Below are 21,625 nucleotides of genomic sequence, written 5' to 3' on the forward strand. Positions count from 1 at the left end.
GGCGTCAGATCGCGAACGCGGTGTCGCGTGCGCCGGTCGTTTCTTTCAAAGCTTTCACCCACTTGCGCGCGGGCAGCTTCAGCGTGTCCTCGATCAGCTTCGCGCGTTCGTCGAGCTGCGCGAACGACACGTCGAGCGCGGGGCCCGAGAACGCGATCGCGATCCGGTTGCCGTCATGCACTTCCGGCAGCGCGATCACGCGGTGATCGAACGCCGCGTTCAGGTGCTTCATGTTGCGCACGAAGCTCGGATGATCGCCGAACAGGTTGATCGTCGCGATGCCCGCGTCGGCGAGGCAGCCGCGCACCGCGCGGTAGAACGCGACGCTGTCGAGCACGGGGCCGCGCGCGGTCGCGTCGTACAGGTCGATCTGGATCGCGCCCGTCGTGCCGCGGTTGGCCGGATCGTTGACGAAATCCCAGGCGTCGGCTTCATGCACGGCGAGACGTGCATCGTCGGGCGGCAGCGCGAACATCGTGCGCGCGGCGACGATCACGGCCGGGTTCAGCTCGACGGCCTCGACCTTCGCGTGCGACAGGAAGCGGTGCGAGAACTTGGTCAGCGCGCCGGTGCCGAGCCCGAGCTGGACGATCCGCTCGGGCGTTTCGAGGAACAGCAGCCACGCCATCATCTGCTGCGCGTATTCGAGCTCGATATGCAGCGGCTTCGAAATCCGCATCGCGCCCTGCACCCATTCGGTACCGAAGTGCAGGAAGCGCACGCCGCCCTCTTCCGAGAACGTGACGGGCGCGAAGCGCGGCTTGCGCGGGGCTTCGAGCACGGGCACGTCGTCGTGCTCGTCGATGTCCGGGCGGCGCTTCACGCGCGGCGGCTGGAGTTTTTCGGAGCCGTTGTACGCGGACGGCTTGCTGCGCTTGGACGCGCGCGCCTCGGCGGACGCGCGCTTGATCAGTCGGGTCATGTGTGAATCTCGCTGGGTGAAGCTGGTTTTAGCGGACGAGAGGATAGCATTGGCGGGACGATAGTCGCTGTCGGACACCGATCCGCCACTGCGTCCGTTGGCCTGTCACGTGCACAATCGCTGCGCGTGGACGACAATGCATTGAAATCGTGTTCGTGGAAGTCGCCCGATGAAGACCACCGTTTCTCAGCCCATCCCCATCGAACCCGAACTGCTCACCGTTGCCGAACGCGTCCTGCGTGACGGCGAAACGCTGTCGAGCTTCGTCGAGCAATCAATCCGCGACGGCATCGCGCGTCGCCGGCTTCAAAGCGCGTTCATCGCACGCGGCATGGCATCGCGCGACGAGGCGCGACGCACGGGCGAGTACGTTTCGTCATCCGACGCGCTCGCACGGCTGGAACGCCTGCTCGATACGATGAGTGCCCGCCAGCGACACGCTCGCTAACAAAAAGTCAACGTAACAATCATCAGACAACGAGGAGCCACATGGCCTCGCACCACAAGACGATCTGGTTTCCGGCGAAACGCTACGGCTGGGGCTGGGGGTTGCCGGTCGCGTGGCAGGGCTGGGTCGTCCTGCTGCTCTTCGTGATCGGGATCGTCGTGGTTGCGACGCACGTGCCGCCCGCCCAGTCACCGCTGGCGTTCGCGGCTTGCATCGTGGTGCTGGTGGCCGCGCTCACGATCGTGTGCTGGCTGAAAGGCGAAAAACCGAAATGGCGCTGGGGCAAGGACGAATAAGCGACGATCCGTCCATTCGTCAGGCACGAATCCCGTGCCACTGCGCAAGCTTCTGCTCGAACGTCAGCATCGCATTCGCCGGGCTCGACGAAGGCAGCACGAGCGTGTCGTACCCCGCCGCGCCGATCACCTCCGCGAACCGCCCCGCCGTCTTGCCGTTGAAACACACGCGCTTGAGCAACGGCGCATGCTCGCGCAACGACGCGAAATCGTTCGGCTTCGCATGCCGGATCGCCGAATCGAGGCTGCCCTCACGATGGCACGCGGCCAATACATCCCAGATTCCGATCCCGTGCGACAGCACACGCTCGAGCCGCGCGTCGTACGCGAACTCGTGCAGCCCGTGCTCGCCGAGCACAGTGCCGAGCAACCGCCAGAACTGGTTGCGCGGATGCGCGTAATACTGCGCGGCATCGAGCGACGCCTCGCCCGGAAAACTGCCGAGGATCATCGTGTGCGTATTCGCCGCGACGACCGGCGGAAAACCCCGCAACATCACGCGCCTCCGTCCGGCCCGCCCGAGCGCGGCCCGTCGCCGTGCGCATCGAGATGGCGCCACAGCGCCGGCAGCATGCACTCGGTGACCATCAACGGCTTGCCGTGACGCTGGAACACCGAGCGCCGCGCGGCGAACGAATGCGGCGCACGCGCCGCGCCAAGCGCGTGGCTCGCCAGCGCATACAGCGGATGGCCGGCGATCACGCGCCGGCTGACGAGCGCCGAACGCTCGACCTGCGGATCGCTGTACAGCAGCTCCGCCAGCGGACGCGTGCGCAGCCGCCGCATCGCCTGCCACACGCCCTTGCTGGCCGCGAGCGGCGCGATGCTGTGCGCGGCGACGAACGGCGTGCCGTCGACCGACAGGATCACCTCGCGCACCCACATCGGCGCGCGCGGCGCACTGGCGAGCGCGTCCGGCTCGTCGAACCACGGGCAGTCGACGGCCTCGCGCGTCACGCGCACGTTCACGCGGCCGAGCCGCGCGAGGTGCGCGGTCAGCGATCCGCCGCGCGTCAGCCAGTCACGCTGATCGAGCGTGCAGCCAGGCCGAGGCGTCTCGCGCCAGCCGGCCTGACCGCCGTCGAATCGCATGCGTGCGTTCACGCGGCGCGCGACAGCAGCAGCGCGTTGGTCCGCTTCACGAAGCTTGCCGGATCGTCGAGCATGCCGCCTTCGGCGAGCAGCGCCTGATCGAACAACAGATGGCACCAGTCGCCGAAATCGGCGCTGTCGGCGTTCAGCTGCTTCACGAGCGCGTGCTCCGGGTTGATCTCGAGGATCGGCTGCATCGCCGGCGCGTTCTGGCCGGCCGCCTTCAGCATGCGCTGCAGGTAGCCGCTCATGTCGTTGTCGTCCGCGACGAGGCACGACGGCGAATCGGTCAGGCGGAACGTGACGCGCACTTCCTTCACCTTGTCGCCGAGCGCTTCCTTCATCTTCTCGACGACCGGCTTGATCGCCTCGCCCGCCTGCTCCTGCGCCTTCTTCTCCTCGTCGTTCAGCTCGCCGAGGTCGAGATCGCCACGGGCCACGCTCGCGAGCGGCTTGCCGTCGAATTCGTGCAGGAACGACAGCATCCATTCGTCGACGCGGTCGGTCAGCAGCAGCACCTCGACGCCCTTCTTGCGGAACACTTCCAGATGCGGGCTGTTCTTCGCGGCCTGCCACGTATCGGCAGTCACGTAGTAGATCTTGCTCTGCTCGGGCTTCATGCGCGACACGTAGTCGGCGAGCGACACGTCCTGCGCGTCGGTGTCGCCGTGCGTCGACGCGAAGCGCAGCAGCTTCGCGATACGCTCGCGGTTCGCGTGATCCTCGCCGAGGCCTTCCTTCAGCACCTGGCCGAACGCGCCCCAGAACGTCTTGTACTTCTCCTTGCCGGCATCCTCTTCCGCGTTCGCGAGCTCTTCGAGCATCGACAGCGCGCGCTTCGTCACGCCTTCGCGGATCGCCTTCACGTCGCGGCTTTCCTGCAGGATTTCACGCGACACGTTCAGCGGCAGGTCGGCCGAATCGACGACGCCCTTCACGAAACGCAGGTATTGCGGCAACAGCTGCTCGGCGTCGTCCATGATGAACACGCGCTTCACGTACAGCTTCAGGCCGCCGCGATAGTCGCGGTTCCACAGGTCGAACGGTGCGTGCGACGGCACGAACAGCAGTTGCGTGTATTCGCTGCGGCCCTCGACGCGGTTATGCGTCCACGTGAGCGGATCCTGGTGGTCGTGCGCGATGTGCTGGTAGAACTGCGTGTACTGCTCGTCGGTGACGTCGCTCTTCGACCGCGTCCACAGCGCGCTCGCCTGGTTGACGGTCTCGTCCTCGTCCTTCAGGACCATCTCGCCCTTTTCCTGATCCCATTCTTCCTTCTGCATCAGGATCGGCAGCGCGATGTGGTCGGAATACTTCTGGATGATCGACTTCAGGCGGTGCGACGACAGCAGGTCGTCCTCGCCTTCGCGCAGGTGCAGCGTGATCGTCGTGCCGCGCTGCGCGCGCTCGATCGCGTCGATCGTGAAATCGCCCTCGCCCGCGCTTTCCCAGCGCACGGCTTCGCTCGCCGGCAGGCCCGCGCGACGCGTTTCAACCGTGATCTTGTCGGCAACGATGAAGCCCGAGTAGAAACCGACGCCGAACTGGCCGATCAGCGCCGCATCCTTCTGCTGGTCGCCCGACAGCTTCGTGAAGAACTCCTTGGTGCCCGAACGCGCGATCGTGCCGAGGTTCGCGATCGCTTCGTCGCGGCTCATGCCGATGCCGTTGTCGTCGATCGTGATCGTGCGCGCGGCCTTGTCGTAGCCGATGCGGATGCGCAGGTTCGGATCGTTCTCGTACAGCGCGTTGTCCGCGAGCCCTTCGAAACGCAGCTTGTCGGCCGCGTCGGACGCGTTCGACACCAGTTCGCGCAGGAAGATTTCCTTGTTGCTGTAGAGCGAATGGATCATCAGGTGGAGGAGTTGCTTGACCTCTGCCTGAAAGCTCATCGTTTCATGTGCCATGGATGCTGTTTCCTCTTACTTGAACTTGAATGGGGTGCCGCGAGCGCCCGGCGCGCGACGCCGGCCGGCCCGTGAAAGGCGACCGCCTGGCGCTAGCGGTTTGCGCGCGTATCTGGAGGCGGCACGCCCGATTTCAAGGGCGGGCGTGCCGCGCCGCTTCACGATGCGCGGCGCACGGCCGAATCGATGTAGCGCGACAGCAGCGCCGGCAGCGCGGGATCGCCGCAGTTCGCGACGTTGAAGCGCATCCACGTGGACGGCGATTGCTGCGGCGAGAACAGGCTGCCCGGCGTCAGCAAAAAGCCGGCCTCGTGCGCGACCGCCGCGAGCGCGTCCGAATCGACACCCGTGTCGGCCCACAGGAACATTCCGGCCGCCGGCATCGTGAAAAGGCCGAGCCCCGTGCGCTCGAGCATCCGCGCGGTCTTGTCGCGCACGCCGTCGAGCCGCGCGCGCAGCCGCTCGACGTGACGCCGGTAATGCCCTTCGGTCAGGATCTTGTAAAGCACGCGCTCGTTGAGCTCGGGCGTCGTCATCCCCACCAGCATCTTCTGGTCGGTGACCGCCTTCGCGATCTCCGGCGCGCACGCGACATAGCCGACCCGCAGGTTCGCCGCGAGCGTCTTCGAATAGCTGCCGAGGTAGATCACGCGCTTCAACTGGTCGAGGCTCGCGAGGCGCGTGGCCGGATAGCTCGGCGGGCACAGGTCGCCGTACACGTCGTCCTCGACGACGAGGAAGTCGTACGCCTCCGCGAGCTTCAGGATCCGGAACGCCTGCGCAGCCGACAGCGACGTGCCGGTCGGGTTCTGCAGCACCGAATTGATCACGAGCATCTTCGGTCGCCACATCTGCACGAGCGTTTCGAGCGCGTCGAGATCGGGGCCGTCCGGCGTGTACGGCATCCCGACGAGCTGCGCGCCCTGCGCCGCGAAGCGCCCGAACATCTGGAACCAGGCCGGATCGCCGACGATCACCGCATCGCCGGGCTTCACGTAGATCCGCGCGATCAGGTCGATCGCCTGCGTGATCCCCGACACCAGCACGATCTGTTCGGGCTTCGCGCCGATCTCCACTTCGGCGAGGCGCGTCTGCAGTTGCTGGCGCAGCGGCAGGAAGCCCTGCGCGGTGCCGAAGCCGAGCATCTGCGCGCCGGACTGGCGCCCGAGCGCGCGCAGCGCGCCGGTGATCAGTTCGCCGTCGAGCCAGCGGCCCGGCAGATAGCCGAGACCCGGCCCCTTTTCCGGGCTGACGGTGTGCAGCATGTTGCGCAGCAGCCAGACGACGTCGATCGTGTTGTGCACCGGCGCGGCCTCGGCCACGCGTGCGACGCCGTCGGCCGGCTGCGGGCCGGCGGCCGTGCGCTCGCGCACGTAGAAGCCCGAGCCGCGCCGCGAGTCGAGGTAACCCTGGGCGACAAGGCGCTCGTACGCCTCGACGACGGTGAAGCGCGACACGCTCTTGTCGAGCGCGAGCTTGCGGATCGACGGCATCCGCATGCCGGGCCGGAACACGCGTTCGTCGATGCGCCGTCGCGCCCACTGGACAAGCTGGTCGACGAGCGTGAGCGTGGCCGTGTCGTGCGGCACGGGAATCTGGGCGAGTGGGACGGTGGACATGGGCGGCAGCTCCAACTGTACCGAAGGCTATCGCGCCGATTGTACCGTTACTGTGCCGGTAGCGACGATTACAGTTGACCGGAATGGCGGCCGTGCGGCCACCGTTCCGGCCCCGCCGCACCTGGCACCGCGCCCACCGGCCCGCATCGCGTCCGGTACGCCGGCCGGCCCGGCCACCGCCCGGCGCATCACCTGCCCACCATGACACTTTCGCTTCCCGACCGACGTTCATGCCAGCCCGCTCCCTGACACTCGACCATCTCGTGATCGCCGCGCGCACGCTCGACGAAGGCGTCCGCCACGTCGCCGACGCGCTCGGCATCGAACCGGCCGGCGGCGGCCGCCACCCGCTGATGCGGACCCACAATGCGCTGTTCGGCGTATGGGGCGGGCTCTACCTCGAAGTGATCGCGATCGATCCCGATGCGCCTGCGCCGAACGCCGACGCCGAGCCGCCGCGCGCGCGGCTGTTCGGGCTCGACGATCCGGCCATGCACGCGCGGCTTGCGCAAGGCCCGTTTCTCGCGCACTGGGTCGCGCGGGTCGACCGTCCGCGCCAGCTCGCGCTGTGGCAGAGCCAGTACCCGGCGCGCATCCCGCCGGTCGTCGCAATGCGGCGCGGCGACCTGAGCTGGGGCCTCACCGTGCCCGACGACGGCACGTTCCCCGCGTGGCAAGGCGCGGGCGACGGCCTCCTGCCGTCGCTGATCCAGTGGGACAGCGCGCGCCACCCGGCCGAATCGCTGCCGGGCGACGGCGTCGCGCTGAAAGCGCTCAAGGGCGCCCACCCGCGCGCCGACGCACTCCGCGAGCAGCTCGACTGGCTCGGCGCCGCCCACCTGCTCGACCTCGACGCCGCCGACGGCCCACCCGCGCTGGTCGCCGAATTCGACACGCCGCAGGGCGCGCGCACGCTGCGCTGAACACCCTGCCGCCTCGCTGAACTACACCCATACCGGCAACACGGAGACACCCACTTCATGAATTCGCGCGAAACCCGGGGCATGCTGCTCGGCCTCATCGGCGTGATGATCTTCAGCCTGACGCTGCCGATGACGCGCATCGTCGTCGCCGAACTCCATCCGCTGCTCAACGGGCTCGGCCGCGCGCTCGCCGCCGCGGTGCCGGCCGGCCTGCTGCTGTGGTGGCGCCGCGAGCCGCTGCCGACCCGCGCGCAGCTGAAAAGCCTCGCGATCACGTCGCTCGGCGTGATCATCGCGTACCCGGTGTTCTCCGCATGGGCGATGAAAACGGTTCCGGCGTCGCACGGTGCGGTGGTCAACGGCCTGCAGCCGCTGTTCGTCGCGCTGTACGCGGCCTGGCTGTCGCACGAGCGGCCGTCGAAGGCGTTCTGGGCCAGCGCGGTGGCCGGCAGCGCGCTCGTGATCGCGTTCGCGCTGCGCGACGGCGGCGGCACGGTGCAGGCCGGCGACGCGCTGATGCTCGTCGCGGTCGGCATCGGTGCGCTCGGTTATGCGGAAGGCGCGCGGCTCGCGCGCCAGATCGGCGGCTGGCAGGTGATCTGCTGGGCGCTCGTCGTGTCCGCGCCGTTCCTCGTGCTGCCGGTCGGCTGGCTCGCGTGGACGCAGCATGCCGCGCATCCGGGCCCGCTCGCGCTGCGCACGTGGCTCGCGTTCGGCTACGTGACCCTCTTTTCGCAATTCATCGGCTTTTTCGCGTGGTACGCGGGGCTCGCGATGGGCGGCATCGCGCGCGTCGGCCAGGTGCAACTGCTGCAGATTTTCTTCACGATTGCTTTTTCCGCGCTGCTGTTCGGCGAAACGGTGACGCCGTCGACGTGGCTGTTCGCAGCCGCGGTGATCGCCACCGTGGTGCTCGGGCGCCGCTCGGCGGTCGCCACCGCCGCGCAACCGGCTCGCGCCGGCTGAACAGCTGCGCCATAATGGACGTTTTGCCTGATAGGTTTGCCCACCCGGCCGCGAAGGCTCGATCGCGCTCGTGCCCGCCCACCCGGCGGCGTCGAAGCGATTTGCCCGAACGACCTTTCTTGACTGACCACGATATCCGAACGAGGAGACTATGAATCCGAGCGACCTGCATCCGCCGCACTGGCAGCTTTCCGAACGCGCACGCAAGCTGACGAGCTCTGCCATCCGCGAAATCCTGAAGGTCACGGAACGCCCCGAGGTCATCTCGTTCGCCGGCGGCCTGCCCGCCCCTGCCACGTTCCCGGCCGAGCGCATGCGCGCCGCCGCCGATCGCGTGCTGCGCGACGCGCCGGCCGCCGCGCTCCAGTACAGCGCGACCGAAGGCTACCTGCCGCTGCGCGAATGGATCGCCGAGCGCTACAGCGTGCGCGTGTCGCAGGTGCTGATCACGACCGGCTCGCAGCAGGCGCTCGACTTGCTCGGCAAGGCGCTCGTCGATCCGGGCAGCCCGATCCTCGTCGAAACCCCGACCTACCTCGGCGCGCTGCAGTCGTTCTCGCTGTACGAGCCGCGCTACGTGCAGGTGCCGACCGACGAGCAGGGCCTGCTGCCGGACGGCCTCACGCCCGAACTCACGCAAGGCGCGCGCCTGCTGTACGCGCAGCCGAACTTCCAGAACCCGACCGGCCGCCGCCTGCCCGTCGAGCGCCGCCGCGCGCTCGCCGCGTTCGCGCAGTCGAGCCCGTTCCCGGTGCTGGAAGACGATCCGTACGGCGCGCTGAACTATCGCGGCGAGCCGCTGCCGACGATGCTGTCGATGGCGCCCGATCACATCGTGCACCTCGGCACGTTCTCGAAGGTGCTCGCACCGGGCCTGCGGATCGGCTACATCATTGCGCCCGAGGAACTCCACTTCAAGCTCGTGCAGGCCAAGCAGGCCACCGACCTGCACACGCCGACGCTCACGCAGCGCATCGCGCACGAAGTGATCAAGGACGGCTTCCTCGACGAGCACATCCCGACGATCCGCGAGCTGTACAGCGCGCAGTGCGACGCGATGCTCGGCGCGCTCGAGCGCCACATGCCGGAAGGCGTCACGTGGAACCGCCCGGAAGGCGGGATGTTCATCTGGGTGAACCTGCCCGCGCAGATCGACAGCATGAAGCTGCTCGCCACGGCCGTCGACAACCACGTCGCGTTCGTGCCGGGCGCGCCGTTCTTCGCGGACAACGCACAGCAGAACACGCTGCGCCTGTCGTTCGTGACGGTGCCGCCCGAGAAGATCGAGGAAGGCGTCGCGCGCCTCGGCAAGCTGCTGCGCGAGCGTCTCTGATCCCCTTTTTCCTGTCACGACTCTCTACGAGGAATCGAATCCATGGCTAACGTCTACGACAAGCTGAAGTCGCTCGGCATCGAGCTCCCGACCGCCGGCGCACCGGCCGCCGCCTACGTGATGAGCGCGCAAACCGGCAACACGGTGTTCCTGTCGGGCCACATCGCGAAGAAGGACGGCAAGGTCTGGGCCGGCAAGCTCGGCGCGGATCTGCAGACGGAAGACGGCAAGGCCGCCGCCCGCTCGATCGCGATCGACCTGCTCGCGACGCTGCACGCGCACACCGGCGACCTGAACAAGGTCACGCGCATCGTCAAGCTGATGAGCCTCGTCAACTCGACGCTCGACTTCACCGAACAGCACGTCGTGACGAACGGCGCGTCGGAACTGATCGCGGAAGTGTTCGGCGACGCCGGCAAGCACGCGCGCTCGGCGTTCGGCGTCGCGCAGATCCCGCTCGGCGCGTGCGTCGAGATCGAGCTGATCGCCGAAGTTGCGTAACGAACGCAGCCCGATGCCCGGCCGTCTCGTCCGTTTCAAGCAGGTCGACGTATTCACGTCGGTACCGTTCAAGGGCAACGCGCTCGCCGTGGTGTTCGACGCCGATTCGCTCGGCGACGACGACATGCTCGCGATCGCCCGCTGGACGAACCTGTCGGAAACGACGTTCCTCTGCACGCCGACCGATCCGGAAGCCGACTACCGCGTCCGGATCTTCACGACGGAGGGCGAACTGCCGTTCGCCGGCCACCCGACGCTGGGCACTGCGCATGCGTTCCTGGAAAGCGGCGCGCGGCCGCGCACGCCGGGCCGGCTGATCCAGCAGTGCGGGGTCGGCCGGGTCGCGCTGCGCGAGCAGGCCGACGGCTGGGCGTTCGCCGCGCCGCCGGCACGCGTCACGCCGCTCGACCGCTCGGACTACGCGGCGCTGGCTGCCGCGTTGCGCAGCGACGCGCTCGATCCGGATGCCGAACCGTGCGCGGTCGACAACGGCGCGCCATGGCTGGTCGTGCGGCTGAAGTCGGCCGATGCCTGTATCGGCCTGACGCCCGATCCGGCCGCGCTGGCGGCGCTCACGCACCGCTACGGCATGGACGGCGTCGCCGTCTACGCGCCGCACGCGGAAGGCGGCCCCGCGACGTTCGAAGTCCGCTGCCTGATGACGGGCGGCAATTTCGGCTTCGGAGAGGATCCCGTCACCGGCAGCGCGAACGCCGCGCTCGCCGGGCTGCTGACGCGGCAGGAACGCCGCCCCGGCCAGTCGTATACGGCCCGCCAGGGTACGGCGATCGGCCGCGACGGCCGCATCTTCGTCAGCTATGACGAAGACGGCACCACGTGGATCGGCGGCCAGGTCGTCACCGTCGTCGACGGCACTTTCCTGTCACCCGCCTGACATTTCGCGATGTGCGATGGCGCCGGCCCGTCCGGCGCCCCCTACGATTCGCCCAACTATCGCAAAAACGTTCCAACCAGTAATATCGGGCCTAATCCGTTGTTTCGGAGGTCTGTCCATGGTTGCGTGTCCCGCGAACGAACAGACGTCGGGACAACCCCAACCAATAGTCAGCCATCCAGACGGATGGCGCACGCGAGCAGGACGCCACCCGCTTCGATGAGCTCCGCCCGGTCCAACCACACGCCGCCGCCCCGGCCGCTACGCGCGCCGCGCAAATCGCGCCGGCGTGCGCTATTTGCGATCCCGCTGCTCGGGATGCTGGCGCTCGCGCTGCTGTGGGCCGTGATCATCGCGCGTCTGTCGGTGGAAAAGGACAGCGCGTACAAGGAAGCAGCGGCTTCCGCCGCGATCCTGTCCTCCGCGCTCGAGCAGCATACGGTCAAGGCGATCCACCAGGTCGACCAGATCACCCGCTTCGTCAAGTTCGAATTCGAGAAGTCGCCCGCCCGCTTCAACCTCGCCGGCGCCGTCGAGAAAGGCGTCGTGCCGAGCGACACGCTGATCCAGGTGTCGCTCGTCAACGCGAAGGGCATCCTGTTCGCGAACACGGCCGAGCTGCATCCGCAGCCGATCAACCTGTCCGACCGCGAGCACTTCAAGGTCCACCTCGCGCACAACGACGACCGCCTGTTCATCAGCAAGCCCGTACTCGGCCGCGTGTCGAGCCACTGGACGCTGCAGATGACACGGCGCCTGAACAACCCGGACGGCAGCTTCGCGGGCATCGTCGTCGTGTCGGAAGACCCGAGCTACTTCACCAACGACTTCTACAACAACGCGGCGATCGGCAAGGAAGGCGTGATCGCGGTCGTGTCCGATACCGGCGCGGTGCTCGCGCGGCGCACGGGCTCGGTCAGCAATGCGCCCGGCGCGTTTTCCGCGTCGGGTGTTTACCCGATCGCCGAGCGCGTGACGGGCACGATCATCGATCCGATCGACGGCGTGACGCGCATCGTGTCGTACCGCCACCTCGACGGCTACCCGCTCGCGGTGATGGTCGGGCTGTCGCAAACCGAGGAATTCGCGGACTACTACCACACGCGCAACGTCTACCTGCTGATGACGAGCTTCATCACGCTCGCGATGCTCGCGTTCTTTGGCGTCGCGACGGGCCTGATCGGCAAGCTGCTCGGCCGGGAGCGCGAAATGACGCAGCTCGCCGAGTACGACCTCCTCACCGGCCTCGCGAACCGCTATGCGACGCTGCGCGGGTTGCGCAACGACGTGTCGATGCCGGCGAGCCTGTCGCGGCTCGGGCTGCTGTTCATCGATCTCGACAACTTCAAGACCGTCAACGACACGCTCGGCCACAACGCCGGCGACATCGTGCTGCAGATGACCGCGTCGCGCCTGTCCGATGCGGTCGGCGACGAAGGCTCGCTCGCGCGCATCGGCGGCGACGAATTCGTCGTGGTGATGAAGGGCGACGACGTCGAGCGGCGCGCGGTGCGGCTCGCGGAAGCGATCATCCGGATGTTCGGCGAACCGTTCGACGTGCGCGGCAGCTCGTTCGTGCTGCATGCGAGCATCGGCATCGCGCTGCACACGGTGGCGAACGAGAGCGAGATCGACCTGCTGAAGAAGGCCGATCTCGCGATGTACAGCGCGAAGGACGCCGGCAAGAACTGCTACCAGTTCTATGCGCCGCACCTGTCGCACCGCGCCGACCACCTGATGCGCTGGGAACAGCAACTGCGCGTCGCGCTCGCCGAGGGGCAGCTGTTCCTCGCGTACCAGCCGAAGATCGACCTCACGCACCGCCACATCACCGGCTTCGAAGCGCTCGCGCGCTGGGATCATCCGGAGCACGGCGTCATCTCCGCGAACGAATTCATTTCGATCGCCGAATCGACCGGCCTGATCGTGCCGATCGGCGACTTCGTGATCCGCACCGCGTGCGAGCAGATCGCGCGCTGGCGCGACGAAGGCCACGACACGCTGACGCTCGCGGTCAACATCTCGCCGGTGCAGTTCTGGCGCGGCGACCTGATCGAGACGATCTCGCAGGCGCTACAGGACACCGGCATCGACGCGAACCGGCTCGAGATCGAGATCACCGAGACCGCGATGATGGAATATCCGGAGCTCGTGTCCGAGAAGATCGTCGCGCTGAAGAAGCTCGGCATCCGCATCGCGCTCGACGATTTCGGCACCGGCTATTCGTCGCTGTCGTACCTGCACCGCTTCTCCGTCGACACGCTGAAGGTCGACCGCTCGTTCGTGCAGGCGATCCCGAACGATCGCAGCGTGTGCGTGATGGTGTCGTCGATCGTGCATCTCGCGCGCTCGCTCGGCCTGACCGTCGTCGTCGAAGGCACGGAAACCGAGGAGCAGATCACATGGCTCGCCGCGCTCGGCGAGATCGAGGCGCAAGGCTTCCTGTTCTCGCGACCGGTGCCGGCCGACGCGATTCCCGCGCTGATCGCACGCTTCGGCGTGCGCGGCGACGCGCCGAACGTGATCGCGCATCGCGCGACCGGCAGCACGGGCGCGTAAGCGCAGCGCGGCCGTGGCCTTGGTGGCTATTGCGTGCGCCGGCATTGTTTCGTTTTCCGATCCAATTGTTTAGTTCATGAACTAGCGTTTTCGCGCATGGCAGTGTCACGGTGCGCGGCGGACAATTGGGAGGGCCAACGTGTCGGCGGGCCGCCGGCATGGCCACACGCGAGAGATCGGGCCCCGCGCTCATACCACCAACATGACTACCGTCGAAATCGAAGCGACCGCTGATATCGAACAGGCGCAGGCGTCCCTGTGGGACCTGTTCAAGGTCGTCGCCAGCATTTCGGCGGTCTCGTGGGGCGGGCTGTCGATGATGGCGCAGCTCGAACGCCACTACGTGGAGCGGCTGAAGCGCATCGAGCCCAACGTCTTCGGCGACCTCGTCGCGCTGGCCTGGCTGGTGCCGGGCCCCGTCGGCTGCAACGTGGCGGTGCAGGTCGGCCAGATCCTGCATGGTCGCATCGGCGCATGGATCGCCGGCATCGCGAGCGTGCTGCCGTTCTCCATCCTGATGACGCTGTTCGCGATCTTCTACCGCACGCCGCTCGTGCGCTCGCTCGCCGCGCCGATGCTGATCAATCACTTCGGGATGGTGCTCGCCGCGCTGATCGGCGTCACGTGGGTCAAGCAGCTGCGCTCGCTCGCGCGCACACGGCGCGAACAACTGATCGCCGCGCTGTCGACGATTCTGCTCGGTTTCGCACATAATCCGGCCGCCTTCGTCGGGATTCTCTTCGCCGCGTTCGCGGCCGGCTGGCTCACGGGGCCGCCGCAACGCGACGCGGTCGATTTCACGTTGTCGACCCGCGACCGCAACCTGCTCGTGCTGCTCGGCGTGCTCGTCACGCTGTTCGCGGTGCCGCTGCCCGGCGATTACCAGGCGACGCTGCTGTGGCCGCGTCTCGCCGGCGCCGGCATGACGCTGTTCGGCGGCGGCTTTTCCGCGCTGCCCGTGCTCAAGACGCTGTTCGTCACGCCCGCAACGGGCATCTCCGATCACGACTTCACACTGGCGTTCGCGCTGTCCCCTGTCGCGCCGGGGCCGCTGCTGAACGTCGTCCCGTTTCTCGGCTACCTGACCGACGGCTGGGTCGGCGCGCTGCTCGCGACGGCCGCGTTGTTCATTCCGTCGGGATGCCTCGTCGTGTTTGCGCAGAACCACCTGTCCCGGCTCAAGCGCCACTCGCGCTTCGAGCACGGGATGCGCCTGCTGCGTGCCGCGACCACGGGTTTTCTCGTCGTCGCCGTCGTGAGAATCCTGCACCGCGAACCCGTCGACCCCGTTTACTGGCTGACGGGCGCCTTCGCGACGCTGTGCTTCGCGCGCTTCAAGGTGCCCGTCTATGCCGTGTACGGCACGGTCGCGGTGGCTTGCGGCGTGTGGCTGCTGGCCGCCGCGCGCTGACGGGCGACGGCCACCGCCCCGCCGGGTTCTACCGGCCTTCGCCCGTCCAGGCCCTCCTCAACCTGCCTGCATCGCGACCCGGCGTGCCATCCAGCGGGCGCGCAGCGCGTCGTAAGCGAGGTTGAAGCAGAACGTGTAAGGCAGGAAGAACAGCACGATGCCGAGGTCGAGCAGCAGCGCCTCGACGAGGCTCACGTTCAGCCACCACGCGGCGACCGGCACCACCATCGCGACGAGGCCGAGCTCGAACGTGACCGCATGCGCGATCCGCATGCCGAGCGTGCGGGTCAGCCCCGCGCGACGCTCGAAGCGGTCGAACAGCGTATTGAACGCCATGTTCCACGCCATCGCGATCAGCGACACCATTACCGTCAGCACGCCGACGTGCGACACCGGCATGTCGAGCAGCCACGCGCCGATCGGCGCGCACAGCGCGATCGCGACCAGCTCGAACGTCAGCGCATGCAGCAGCCGTTCCGTCACCGTTTTGTTGACCTGTTTCATGATTCCCTCCGATTCGTCTACTTCGTACATGGCCGCCATTCTGATCGGCATAACCGTATGAATCCAGTTTGATATCATCGGTTTTACCGATATATCACCCGCCAGGAGCGCCGCATGCGCCACGCCCCCGAAGCCCTGCTCGCCTTCGCCGAAGCCGCGTTGCTCGGCTCGTTCACGGCCGCCGCGCGCAAGCTCGGCAAGCGCCAGTCGACCGTGTCGGAGGCGATCGCGAACCTCGAGATCGATCTCGGCGTGCAGTTGTTCGACCGCTCGACGCGCGCACCGACGCTGACCGATGCCGGGCGTGCGCTGCTGCCGCAGGTGCAGCGCGCGCTCGAGGCCGGCGCGGCGATCGACCGGACGGCCGCGCGGCTCGCGCGTGGCGAGGAAGCGCGGCTGACGCTCGTCGTGTCCGATACGTACCAGTCGAAGCGCTACGAGGAAACGTTGATGGCGCTCGAACGGCGCTTTCCGGCGCTCGAGCTCGAATGCCAGATCGCCGAGCACGAAGACGTGCTCGACCTGATCCAGCAGGGGCGCGCGCAGTTGGGGCTGATGGCCGCGCGCGCGGCCTACCCGGCCGATATCGGCGCGGCGACGATTGCGGAGGAATCGGAAATCGGGCTGTTCGTCGGCCGCACGCACGCGCTCGCCGAATACGGCGACACCGACGTGCCGCACGCCGCGCTGCGCGACGTGCGCGAACTGCGCCTCAATACCTATGTGAAAACGGAAGGCCGCGGCGCCGACGACCGGATCGTCGTCGGCACGCAGCACTGGCTGGCGCCAAGCTACCTGATGCTGCTGGAGATGGCCGTGCTGGGGTTCGGCTGGGCCGAACTGCCGCGCTGGATGGTCGACCACTTCGCGCGCGATCGGCTGTGCGAACTGCGTGCGCGCGGCTGGCCGCGCCGTGTGCGGGTCGATGCGGTCTGGTCGCGCAACCGGCCGCTCGGACCGGTCGGCTCATGGCTGCTCGATGCGATGCTGGCCGCGTAGCGGCGCTTGCCGGCGCACCCGCGGCTGCGCGCGGGCCGGCCGGCTGCGGTCAATCAGAAACCGCGCGACAACACCGCCGCGCCGATCGTGACGACGCCGAGCACGAGGTTCACGAGCACGAGCAGGCGCACCGTATTCACCGCGCGCGCGCCGTCCGGCCACTTCTGCGCCTGCACCGCACGGCGGATGCGCGGGAACAGCGCGAACCGGATATGCCCGAAGATCAGCATCATCACGACGCCGAGCCCGGCCATCGCGTGCAGCGACCACGTCGCGTGCGCGCCGCCGAATTGCACGAGCAGGAAGCCGCCGGTCAGCAGAATCACGATCACGGAACCCGAGACCCAGTTGAAGAAGCGGCCGAACACGCCCTCGATCAGCGGCAACCGCAGCTGCGGCGACAGGTCGGACAGCGCCGGACGCAGGCAGAAGTTGGCGAAGACCATCCCGCCCACCCACACGGCGACGGCCAGCAGATGAAGAAACAGCGCGACGGAGACAGCATGGGACATGACGGCGATCCTGTGAGGAGTGGGGTGCGGCGAACGGCCGCGTCGTACGCGGCATCGAGCGACGTTCGACCGGATTGTCGCCGAGCGGTTCAGACCCCAGGCGCGATTTCACATTATTTTGCAAGTTCCGCGTGACAGCGCCACGCTTGCTTACCCGAATCCCCGTCCAAAAGAAAAGGCCGCACGTCCGCCGAAGCGGAGGTGCGGCCTTCGATCGCGGCTGAACCGAGCGATCGAACGTGCGTAGCGTCAGCCGAGCAGCGGACGCAGTTCGCTGACGACCTTGAGCTTCGTGTCCGGCGTGCGGCCCTTGCGGGCGCGCTTGCCGACGTGCGGCGCCAGCCCCGCATACGACAGCGTTTCGTCCATCGTCTTGCCGCCGCGGCCGGTGCCGATCAGCACGACGCCGGCCGGATCGATCGCGAGCGCCTGCACGAGCGTTTCCTTGTCGTCGAGCGCCATCAGGATCACGCCGCGACCGCCGCCGGACAGCGTCTTCATCTCGTCCATCCCGAACACGAGCAGGCGGCCGCCGCTCGACAGGCACGCGACCTGCGTCGCGTTCGGCAGCACCGGCATCGGCGCGAGCGGCGCCGCGCCCGCATCGATCGTCATGAACGCCTTGCCGGCCTTCACGCGGCTCACCATGTCGCCGACCTTCGCGAGGAAGCCGAAGCCGTTGCTCGACGCGAGCAGCAGTTGCTGGTCGGCCGGCGCCGCGTAGTAGTGCATCAGGTGCGAGCCCGACTCGAGCTCGATCAGCGACGTGACGGGCACGCCGTCGCCGCGCCCGCCCGGCAGCACCGACACGTCCACCGAGTACACGCGGCCGCTGCTGCCCCACGCGATCAGGCGATCCGGCGTGCGACACTGGAACGCCGCGTACAGATGATCGCCGGCCTTGAACGAGAAGCTGGCCGGGTCGAGCCCGTGGCCCTTCAGCGCACGCACCCAGCCCTTCTGCGACACGACCACCGTGACCGGCTCGTCGACCACCTTCGCCTCGAAGGTCGCGCGCTTTTCCTGCTGGATCAGCGTGCGGCGATCGTCGCCGTACTGCTTCGCGTCGGCCTCGATCTCCTTGATCATCAGCCGCTTCATCGCGCTTTCGTTCGCGAGCAGTTCCTCGAGCTTCGCCTTTTCGTCGCGCAGCGCTTCGAGTTCCTTCTCGATCTTGATCTTCTCGAGCCGCGCGAGCTGGCGCAGCCGGATTTCGAGAATATCTTCCGCCTGCCGTTCGCTGAGCCCGAACGCGCTCATCAGCGCGGCCTTCGGCTCGTCCGACTCGCGGATGATGCGGATCACCTCGTCGATGTTCAGGAAGACGATCATCCGCCCTTCGAGGATGTGGATGCGGTCGTCGACCTTCGCGAGACGATGGCGGCACCGGCGCGTCATCGTCAACTGGCGGAACTTCACCCACTCGTCGAGGATCGTCAGCAGGCCCTTCTGGCCCGGCCGGCCGTCCGCGCCGATCATCACGAGGTTCAGCGTCGCGTTCGACTCGAGGCTCGTGTACGCGAGGAGCGTGTTCACGAATTCCGTCTGGTCGATCGTGCGCGACTTCGGCTCGAACACGAGCCGCACCGCCGCTTCCTTGCCCGACTCGTCGCGCACCGCGTCGAGCAGGTCGAGCATCGCCTTCTTCGTGTTGAGCTGCTCGGGCGTCAGCGTCTTCTTGCCGAGCTTGAGCTTCGGGTTCGTCAGCTCCTCGATTTCCTCGAGCACCTTCTGGCCCGACGTGCTCGGCGGCAGCTCGGTCACGACGAGCTGCCACTGGCCGCGCGCGAGATCCTCGATCTTCCAGCGCGCGCGCACCTTCAGGCTGCCGCGGCCGGTTTCATAGGCCGCCGCGATTTCGGTGTCGCTCGAGATGATCTGCCCGCCGCCCGGGAAATCCGGGCCGGGAATCAGGTTCATCAGCTCCGCGTGCGAGAGCTTCGGATTGCGGATCAGCGCGACCGCTGCGCCCGCGACTTCACGCAGGTTGTGCGACGGGATTTCGGTCGCGAGACCGACCGCGATGCCCGACGCGCCGTTCAGCAGCACGAACGGCATGCGGCTCGGCAGCGTCTTCGGCTCCTCGAACGAGCCGTCGTAGTTCGGCATGAAGTCGACCGTGCCCTGGTCGATCTCGTCGAGCAGCAGCTTCGCGATCGGCGTGAGGCGAGCTTCGGTGTATCGCATCGCCGCCGCGCCGTCGCCGTCGCGCGAGCCGAAGTTGCCCTGCCCGTCGATCAGCGGGTAGCGCAGCGAGAAATCCTGCGCGAGACGCACCAGTGCGTCGTATGCCGACTGGTCGCCGTGCGGGTGGTATTTACCGAGCACGTCGCCGACCACGCGCGCCGACTTCACCGGCTTCGCGTCCGGGCCGAGGCCCATTTCGTTCATCGCGTAGAGAATCCGGCGCTGCACCGGCTTCTGGCCGTCGCACACGTCGGGCAGCGCGCGGCTCTTCACGACGCTGACCGCGTAGCTGAGATACGCCTGCTCCGCGTAGTTGCCGAGCGTCAGCGCGTCGGCATCCGGTGCATCGGAGCTGGCGAAGAGATCGGAAGTGTTGTCGTCCATCTGAATTCCGTATTCGTAAGTGGCGTAAGGCCGGGCCGGGCGTCATGCCCGGCCGCGCAGGTGTTCGGCTTAGATGTCCGCTTCGACGTCGTTGCCCTTTTCCTCGAGCCAGCCGCGTCGCGCGGCTGCCTCGCCCTTGCCCATCAGCATCGTCATGCGTGCGACGGTCGCCTCGTAGTCGAGCTCGCCGAGCTTCACCGGCATCAGGCGGCGCGTGTCGGGGTTCATCGTCGTATCCCACAGCTGCTCGGCGCTCATTTCACCGAGACCCTTGAAGCGGCTGATGCTCCATTGCGTCTCGCGCACACCGTCCTTGCGCAGCTTGTCGAGGATCGCCTCGAGTTCGCCTTCGTCGAGTGCATAAAGCTTCTGCGCAGCCTTCTTGCCGCGCGCGGGCGCGTCGACGCGGAACAGCGGCGGGCGCGCAACGCATACATGGCCGCGCTCGATCAGTTGCGGGAAATGCTTGAAGAACAGCGTGAGCAGCAGCACCTGGATGTGCGAACCGTCGACGTCCGCGTCCGACAGGATGCAGATCTTGCCGTAGCGCAGGTTCGACAGGTCGACGCTTTCATCCGGGCTGTGCGGATCGACGCCGATCGCGACCGAGATGTCGTGCACCTCGTTGTTCGCGAACAGGCGGTCGCGCTCGGTTTCCCACGTGTTCAGCACCTTGCCGCGCAGCGGCAGGATCGCCTGGTATTCCTTGTCGCGGCCCATCTTCGCGGAGCCGCCTGCCGAGTCACCCTCGACCAGGAACAGCTCGTTGCGCGCGATATCTTCCGTCTCGCAGTCGGTCAGCTTGCCGGGCAGCACCGCGACGCCCGAGCTCTTGCGCTTCTCGACCTTCTGGCCGGCGCGCGTGCGCGCCTGCGCCTGCTTGATCACGAGTTCGGCGAGTTTCTTGCCGTGCTCGACGTGCTGGTTCAGCCACAGCTCCAGCGCCGGACGCGAGAACGACGACACGAGCTTCACCGCGTCGCGGCTGTTCAGGCGTTCCTTGATCTGCCCCTGGAACTGCGGATCGAGCACCTTCGCGGACAGCACGAACGACACGCGCGCGAACACGTCTTCCGCGAGCAGCTTCACGCCCTTCGGCTGCAGGTTGTGCAGTTCGACGAAGCTTTTCACTGCCTGGTAGAGACCGTCGCGCAGGCCGGATTCGTGCGTGCCGCCGGCCGGCGTCGGGATCAGGTTCACGTACGACTCGCGCACGAGCGAGCCTTCCTCGCTCCATGCGACGACCCACGACGCGCCCTCGCCTTCGGCGAAGGTGTCGTCGCCCGAACGCGAATCGGCAAAGCGCTCGCCTTCGAACAGCGGAATCAGCAGCTCGCTGCCGTTCATTTCGTCGAGCAGGTAGCCGCGCAGGCCGTCTTCATACTTCCACGTCTGGCGCTCGCCCGACTTCTCGTTGACGAGCACGACCTCGACGCCCGGCAGCAGCACGGCCTTCGAGCGCAGCAGGCGCTGCAGTTCGCCAAGCGGCAGGTTCGGCGAATCGAAATACTTCGGATTCGGCCACACCTGCACCCGCGTGCCGGATTTCTTCTCGCCGCGGCCCGCGCCCTGCGTCGCGAGCGGTTTCACCACGTCGCCTTCGGCGAAGCCGAGTTCCGCGATCTTGCCGTCGCGCCAGACCGTCACGTCGAGGCGTGTCGCCAGCGCGTTCGTCACCGACACGCCGACGCCGTGCAGGCCGCCCGAAAACGTGTAGGCGCCGCCCGCGGCCTTGTCGAACTTGCCGCCCGCGTGCAGGCGCGTGAATACGATCTCGACGACCGGCACGCCCTCTTCAGGGTGCATGCCGAACGGGATGCCGCGGCCGTCATCCTCGACCGAGACCGACTGGTCGGCGTGCAGCGTGACCGTGATCTGCTTGCCGTAGCCGCCAAGCGCCTCGTCGGACGCGTTGTCGATGACTTCCTGGATGATGTGCAGCGGATTCTCGGTACGGGTGTACATGCCGGGCCGCTGCTTGACCGGCTCGAGACCCTTGAGCACCTTGATCGATGCTTCGCTATAGGCCGCGCTGGGTTTCTTCGTTGACATAGGCGCTGAATTTCGTCATTCATCGGGACGTTGTCCACACCTCGTGTGGATAACGTCGTGGACAAAACGTTGAGTTCCGTAAAAAAGCGAATCGAAACAACGGTGTGCTTGGACT

The 21,625-nt window shown here is 67.4% G+C and carries 19 protein-coding genes; 10 read left to right on the forward strand and 9 right to left on the reverse strand.

Annotation, left to right across the window (positions count from 1 at the left end; genetic code table 11):
- Positions 1 to 4 precede the first annotated feature (4 nt).
- Positions 5 to 922: a spermidine synthase gene (locus CFB40_RS12950; protein WP_089431541.1), complete on the reverse strand. Its 918-nt coding sequence runs from the start codon at positions 920 to 922 to the stop codon at positions 5 to 7.
- A 169-nt stretch (positions 923 to 1,091) separates the two neighbouring features.
- Here CFB40_RS12950 and CFB40_RS12955 point away from each other — a divergent pair, with 169 nt between their 5' ends.
- Both CFB40_RS12955 and CFB40_RS12960 read left to right on the forward strand, forming a co-directional pair.
- The gene (locus tag CFB40_RS12955; protein ID WP_089431542.1) at positions 1,092 to 1,370 is read left to right on the forward strand and encodes a YlcI/YnfO family protein; all 279 of its coding nucleotides are present in this window, start codon (positions 1,092 to 1,094) and stop codon (positions 1,368 to 1,370) included.
- Positions 1,371 to 1,411: 41 nt separating this feature from the next.
- Positions 1,412 to 1,666, forward strand: a complete 255-nt coding sequence (locus CFB40_RS12960; protein ID WP_089431544.1) for a hypothetical protein — start codon at positions 1,412 to 1,414, stop codon at positions 1,664 to 1,666.
- Positions 1,667 to 1,685: 19 nt separating this feature from the next.
- Here the strand turns inward: CFB40_RS12960 and CFB40_RS12965 are convergent, their stop codons facing one another.
- The 4 genes from CFB40_RS12965 to CFB40_RS12980 all read right to left on the reverse strand — a co-directional run bounded on the left by CFB40_RS12965 (position 1,686) and on the right by CFB40_RS12980 (position 6,284).
- On the reverse strand, positions 1,686 to 2,162 hold the full coding sequence (locus CFB40_RS12965) for a DNA-deoxyinosine glycosylase (RefSeq protein WP_089431546.1): 477 nt from the start codon (positions 2,160 to 2,162) through the stop codon (positions 1,686 to 1,688).
- Positions 2,162 to 2,758 carry a chorismate--pyruvate lyase family protein gene (locus CFB40_RS12970; protein ID WP_089426045.1) on the reverse strand — a complete coding sequence of 199 codons (597 nt, stop codon included), beginning with the start codon at positions 2,756 to 2,758 and terminating at the stop codon, positions 2,162 to 2,164. Before CFB40_RS12970 ends, CFB40_RS12965 begins: the two co-directional genes overlap by 1 nt.
- An 8-nt stretch (positions 2,759 to 2,766) precedes the next feature.
- A complete protein-coding gene (gene htpG / locus CFB40_RS12975; protein ID WP_089426046.1) occupies positions 2,767 to 4,665 on the reverse strand; it encodes a molecular chaperone HtpG in 1,899 nt (632 codons plus the stop codon).
- A 158-nt stretch (positions 4,666 to 4,823) separates the two neighbouring features.
- Complete coding sequence (locus tag CFB40_RS12980; RefSeq protein WP_089426047.1) at positions 4,824 to 6,284, reverse strand: aminotransferase-like domain-containing protein; 1,461 nt, start codon at positions 6,282 to 6,284, stop codon at positions 4,824 to 4,826.
- 230 nt (positions 6,285 to 6,514) lie between these two features.
- On the opposite strand from CFB40_RS12980, the gene CFB40_RS12985 reads away from it, so the two are divergent.
- The 7 genes from CFB40_RS12985 to CFB40_RS13020 all read left to right on the forward strand — a co-directional run bounded on the left by CFB40_RS12985 (position 6,515) and on the right by CFB40_RS13020 (position 14,872).
- Positions 6,515 to 7,207: a VOC family protein gene (locus tag CFB40_RS12985; RefSeq protein ID WP_089431547.1), complete on the forward strand. Its 693-nt coding sequence runs from the start codon at positions 6,515 to 6,517 to the stop codon at positions 7,205 to 7,207.
- Positions 7,208 to 7,264: 57 nt separating this feature from the next.
- On the forward strand, positions 7,265 to 8,173 hold the full coding sequence (locus CFB40_RS12990) for a DMT family transporter (RefSeq protein ID WP_089426049.1): 909 nt from the start codon (positions 7,265 to 7,267) through the stop codon (positions 8,171 to 8,173).
- 151 nt (positions 8,174 to 8,324) lie between these two features.
- On the forward strand, positions 8,325 to 9,506 hold the full coding sequence (locus tag CFB40_RS12995) for an aminotransferase-like domain-containing protein (protein ID WP_047852437.1): 1,182 nt from the start codon (positions 8,325 to 8,327) through the stop codon (positions 9,504 to 9,506).
- Positions 9,507 to 9,548: 42 nt separating this feature from the next.
- Entirely contained in the window at positions 9,549 to 10,007 is a 459-nt protein-coding gene (locus CFB40_RS13000) for a RidA family protein (protein WP_011352811.1), read from the forward strand.
- Positions 10,008 to 10,020: 13 nt separating this feature from the next.
- Positions 10,021 to 10,902 (forward strand): PhzF family phenazine biosynthesis protein, encoded by an 882-nt coding sequence (locus CFB40_RS13005; RefSeq protein ID WP_089431549.1) that lies wholly within the window; start codon positions 10,021 to 10,023, stop codon positions 10,900 to 10,902.
- Positions 10,903 to 11,121: 219 nt separating this feature from the next.
- On the forward strand, positions 11,122 to 13,461 hold the full coding sequence (locus tag CFB40_RS13015) for a bifunctional diguanylate cyclase/phosphodiesterase (RefSeq protein WP_089431551.1): 2,340 nt from the start codon (positions 11,122 to 11,124) through the stop codon (positions 13,459 to 13,461).
- Positions 13,462 to 13,663: 202 nt separating this feature from the next.
- A complete protein-coding gene (locus CFB40_RS13020) occupies positions 13,664 to 14,872 on the forward strand; it encodes a chromate transporter (protein WP_089426053.1) in 1,209 nt (402 codons plus the stop codon).
- A 57-nt stretch (positions 14,873 to 14,929) separates the two neighbouring features.
- On the opposite strand, the gene CFB40_RS13025 is transcribed toward CFB40_RS13020, so the two are convergent.
- Positions 14,930 to 15,376, reverse strand: coding sequence for a multidrug/biocide efflux PACE transporter (locus tag CFB40_RS13025; protein WP_089426630.1), 447 nt, complete (start codon positions 15,374 to 15,376; stop codon positions 14,930 to 14,932).
- A gap of 114 nt (positions 15,377 to 15,490) precedes the next feature.
- On the opposite strand from CFB40_RS13025, the gene CFB40_RS13030 reads away from it, so the two are divergent.
- Positions 15,491 to 16,375 (forward strand): LysR family transcriptional regulator, encoded by an 885-nt coding sequence (locus CFB40_RS13030; protein ID WP_089426054.1) that lies wholly within the window; start codon positions 15,491 to 15,493, stop codon positions 16,373 to 16,375.
- Between the two features lie 53 nt (positions 16,376 to 16,428).
- Here the strand turns inward: CFB40_RS13030 and CFB40_RS13035 are convergent, their stop codons facing one another.
- The 3 genes from CFB40_RS13035 to parE form a co-directional block, all read right to left on the reverse strand.
- Complete coding sequence (locus CFB40_RS13035; RefSeq protein WP_069248551.1) at positions 16,429 to 16,887, reverse strand: CopD family protein; 459 nt, start codon at positions 16,885 to 16,887, stop codon at positions 16,429 to 16,431.
- Positions 16,888 to 17,136: 249 nt separating this feature from the next.
- Positions 17,137 to 19,458: a DNA topoisomerase IV subunit A gene (parC, locus tag CFB40_RS13040; protein ID WP_089426055.1), complete on the reverse strand. Its 2,322-nt coding sequence runs from the start codon at positions 19,456 to 19,458 to the stop codon at positions 17,137 to 17,139.
- A 69-nt stretch (positions 19,459 to 19,527) separates the two neighbouring features.
- Complete coding sequence (parE, locus tag CFB40_RS13045) at positions 19,528 to 21,510, reverse strand: DNA topoisomerase IV subunit B (RefSeq protein ID WP_089426056.1); 1,983 nt, start codon at positions 21,508 to 21,510, stop codon at positions 19,528 to 19,530.
- Positions 21,511 to 21,625: the final 115 nt, after the last annotated feature.

The sequence above is a fragment of the Burkholderia sp. AU31652 genome (genome assembly GCF_002223155.1).
GTDB lineage: Bacteria > Pseudomonadota > Gammaproteobacteria > Burkholderiales > Burkholderiaceae > Burkholderia.

Excerpts from the sequence above, each read along its gene's own strand:
- CFB40_RS13015 (WP_089431551.1), top strand. The coding sequence starts at position 11,122 with ATGAGCTCCGCCCGGTCCAACCACACGCCGCCGCCCCGGCCGCTACGC.
- CFB40_RS12990 (WP_089426049.1), top strand. The coding sequence starts at position 7,265 with ATGAATTCGCGCGAAACCCGGGGCATGCTGCTCGGCCTCATCGGCGTG.
- CFB40_RS13035 (WP_069248551.1), bottom strand. The coding sequence starts at position 16,887 with ATGTCCCATGCTGTCTCCGTCGCGCTGTTTCTTCATCTGCTGGCCGTC.
- CFB40_RS13000 (WP_011352811.1), top strand. The coding sequence starts at position 9,549 with ATGGCTAACGTCTACGACAAGCTGAAGTCGCTCGGCATCGAGCTCCCG.
- CFB40_RS13020 (WP_089426053.1), top strand. The coding sequence starts at position 13,664 with ATGACTACCGTCGAAATCGAAGCGACCGCTGATATCGAACAGGCGCAG.
- CFB40_RS12980 (WP_089426047.1), bottom strand. The coding sequence starts at position 6,284 with ATGTCCACCGTCCCACTCGCCCAGATTCCCGTGCCGCACGACACGGCC.
- CFB40_RS12970 (WP_089426045.1), bottom strand. The coding sequence starts at position 2,758 with ATGCGATTCGACGGCGGTCAGGCCGGCTGGCGCGAGACGCCTCGGCCT.
- CFB40_RS12965 (WP_089431546.1), bottom strand. The coding sequence starts at position 2,162 with ATGTTGCGGGGTTTTCCGCCGGTCGTCGCGGCGAATACGCACACGATG.
- CFB40_RS13030 (WP_089426054.1), top strand. The coding sequence starts at position 15,491 with ATGCGCCACGCCCCCGAAGCCCTGCTCGCCTTCGCCGAAGCCGCGTTG.
- htpG (WP_089426046.1), bottom strand. The coding sequence starts at position 4,665 with ATGGCACATGAAACGATGAGCTTTCAGGCAGAGGTCAAGCAACTCCTC.
- CFB40_RS12985 (WP_089431547.1), top strand. The coding sequence starts at position 6,515 with ATGCCAGCCCGCTCCCTGACACTCGACCATCTCGTGATCGCCGCGCGC.
- CFB40_RS12995 (WP_047852437.1), top strand. The coding sequence starts at position 8,325 with ATGAATCCGAGCGACCTGCATCCGCCGCACTGGCAGCTTTCCGAACGC.
- CFB40_RS13025 (WP_089426630.1), bottom strand. The coding sequence starts at position 15,376 with ATGAAACAGGTCAACAAAACGGTGACGGAACGGCTGCTGCATGCGCTG.
- CFB40_RS12950 (WP_089431541.1), bottom strand. The coding sequence starts at position 922 with ATGACCCGACTGATCAAGCGCGCGTCCGCCGAGGCGCGCGCGTCCAAG.
- parE (WP_089426056.1), bottom strand. The coding sequence starts at position 21,510 with ATGTCAACGAAGAAACCCAGCGCGGCCTATAGCGAAGCATCGATCAAG.
- CFB40_RS13005 (WP_089431549.1), top strand. The coding sequence starts at position 10,021 with ATGCCCGGCCGTCTCGTCCGTTTCAAGCAGGTCGACGTATTCACGTCG.
- parC (WP_089426055.1), bottom strand. The coding sequence starts at position 19,458 with ATGGACGACAACACTTCCGATCTCTTCGCCAGCTCCGATGCACCGGAT.
- CFB40_RS12955 (WP_089431542.1), top strand. The coding sequence starts at position 1,092 with ATGAAGACCACCGTTTCTCAGCCCATCCCCATCGAACCCGAACTGCTC.
- CFB40_RS12960 (WP_089431544.1), top strand. The coding sequence starts at position 1,412 with ATGGCCTCGCACCACAAGACGATCTGGTTTCCGGCGAAACGCTACGGC.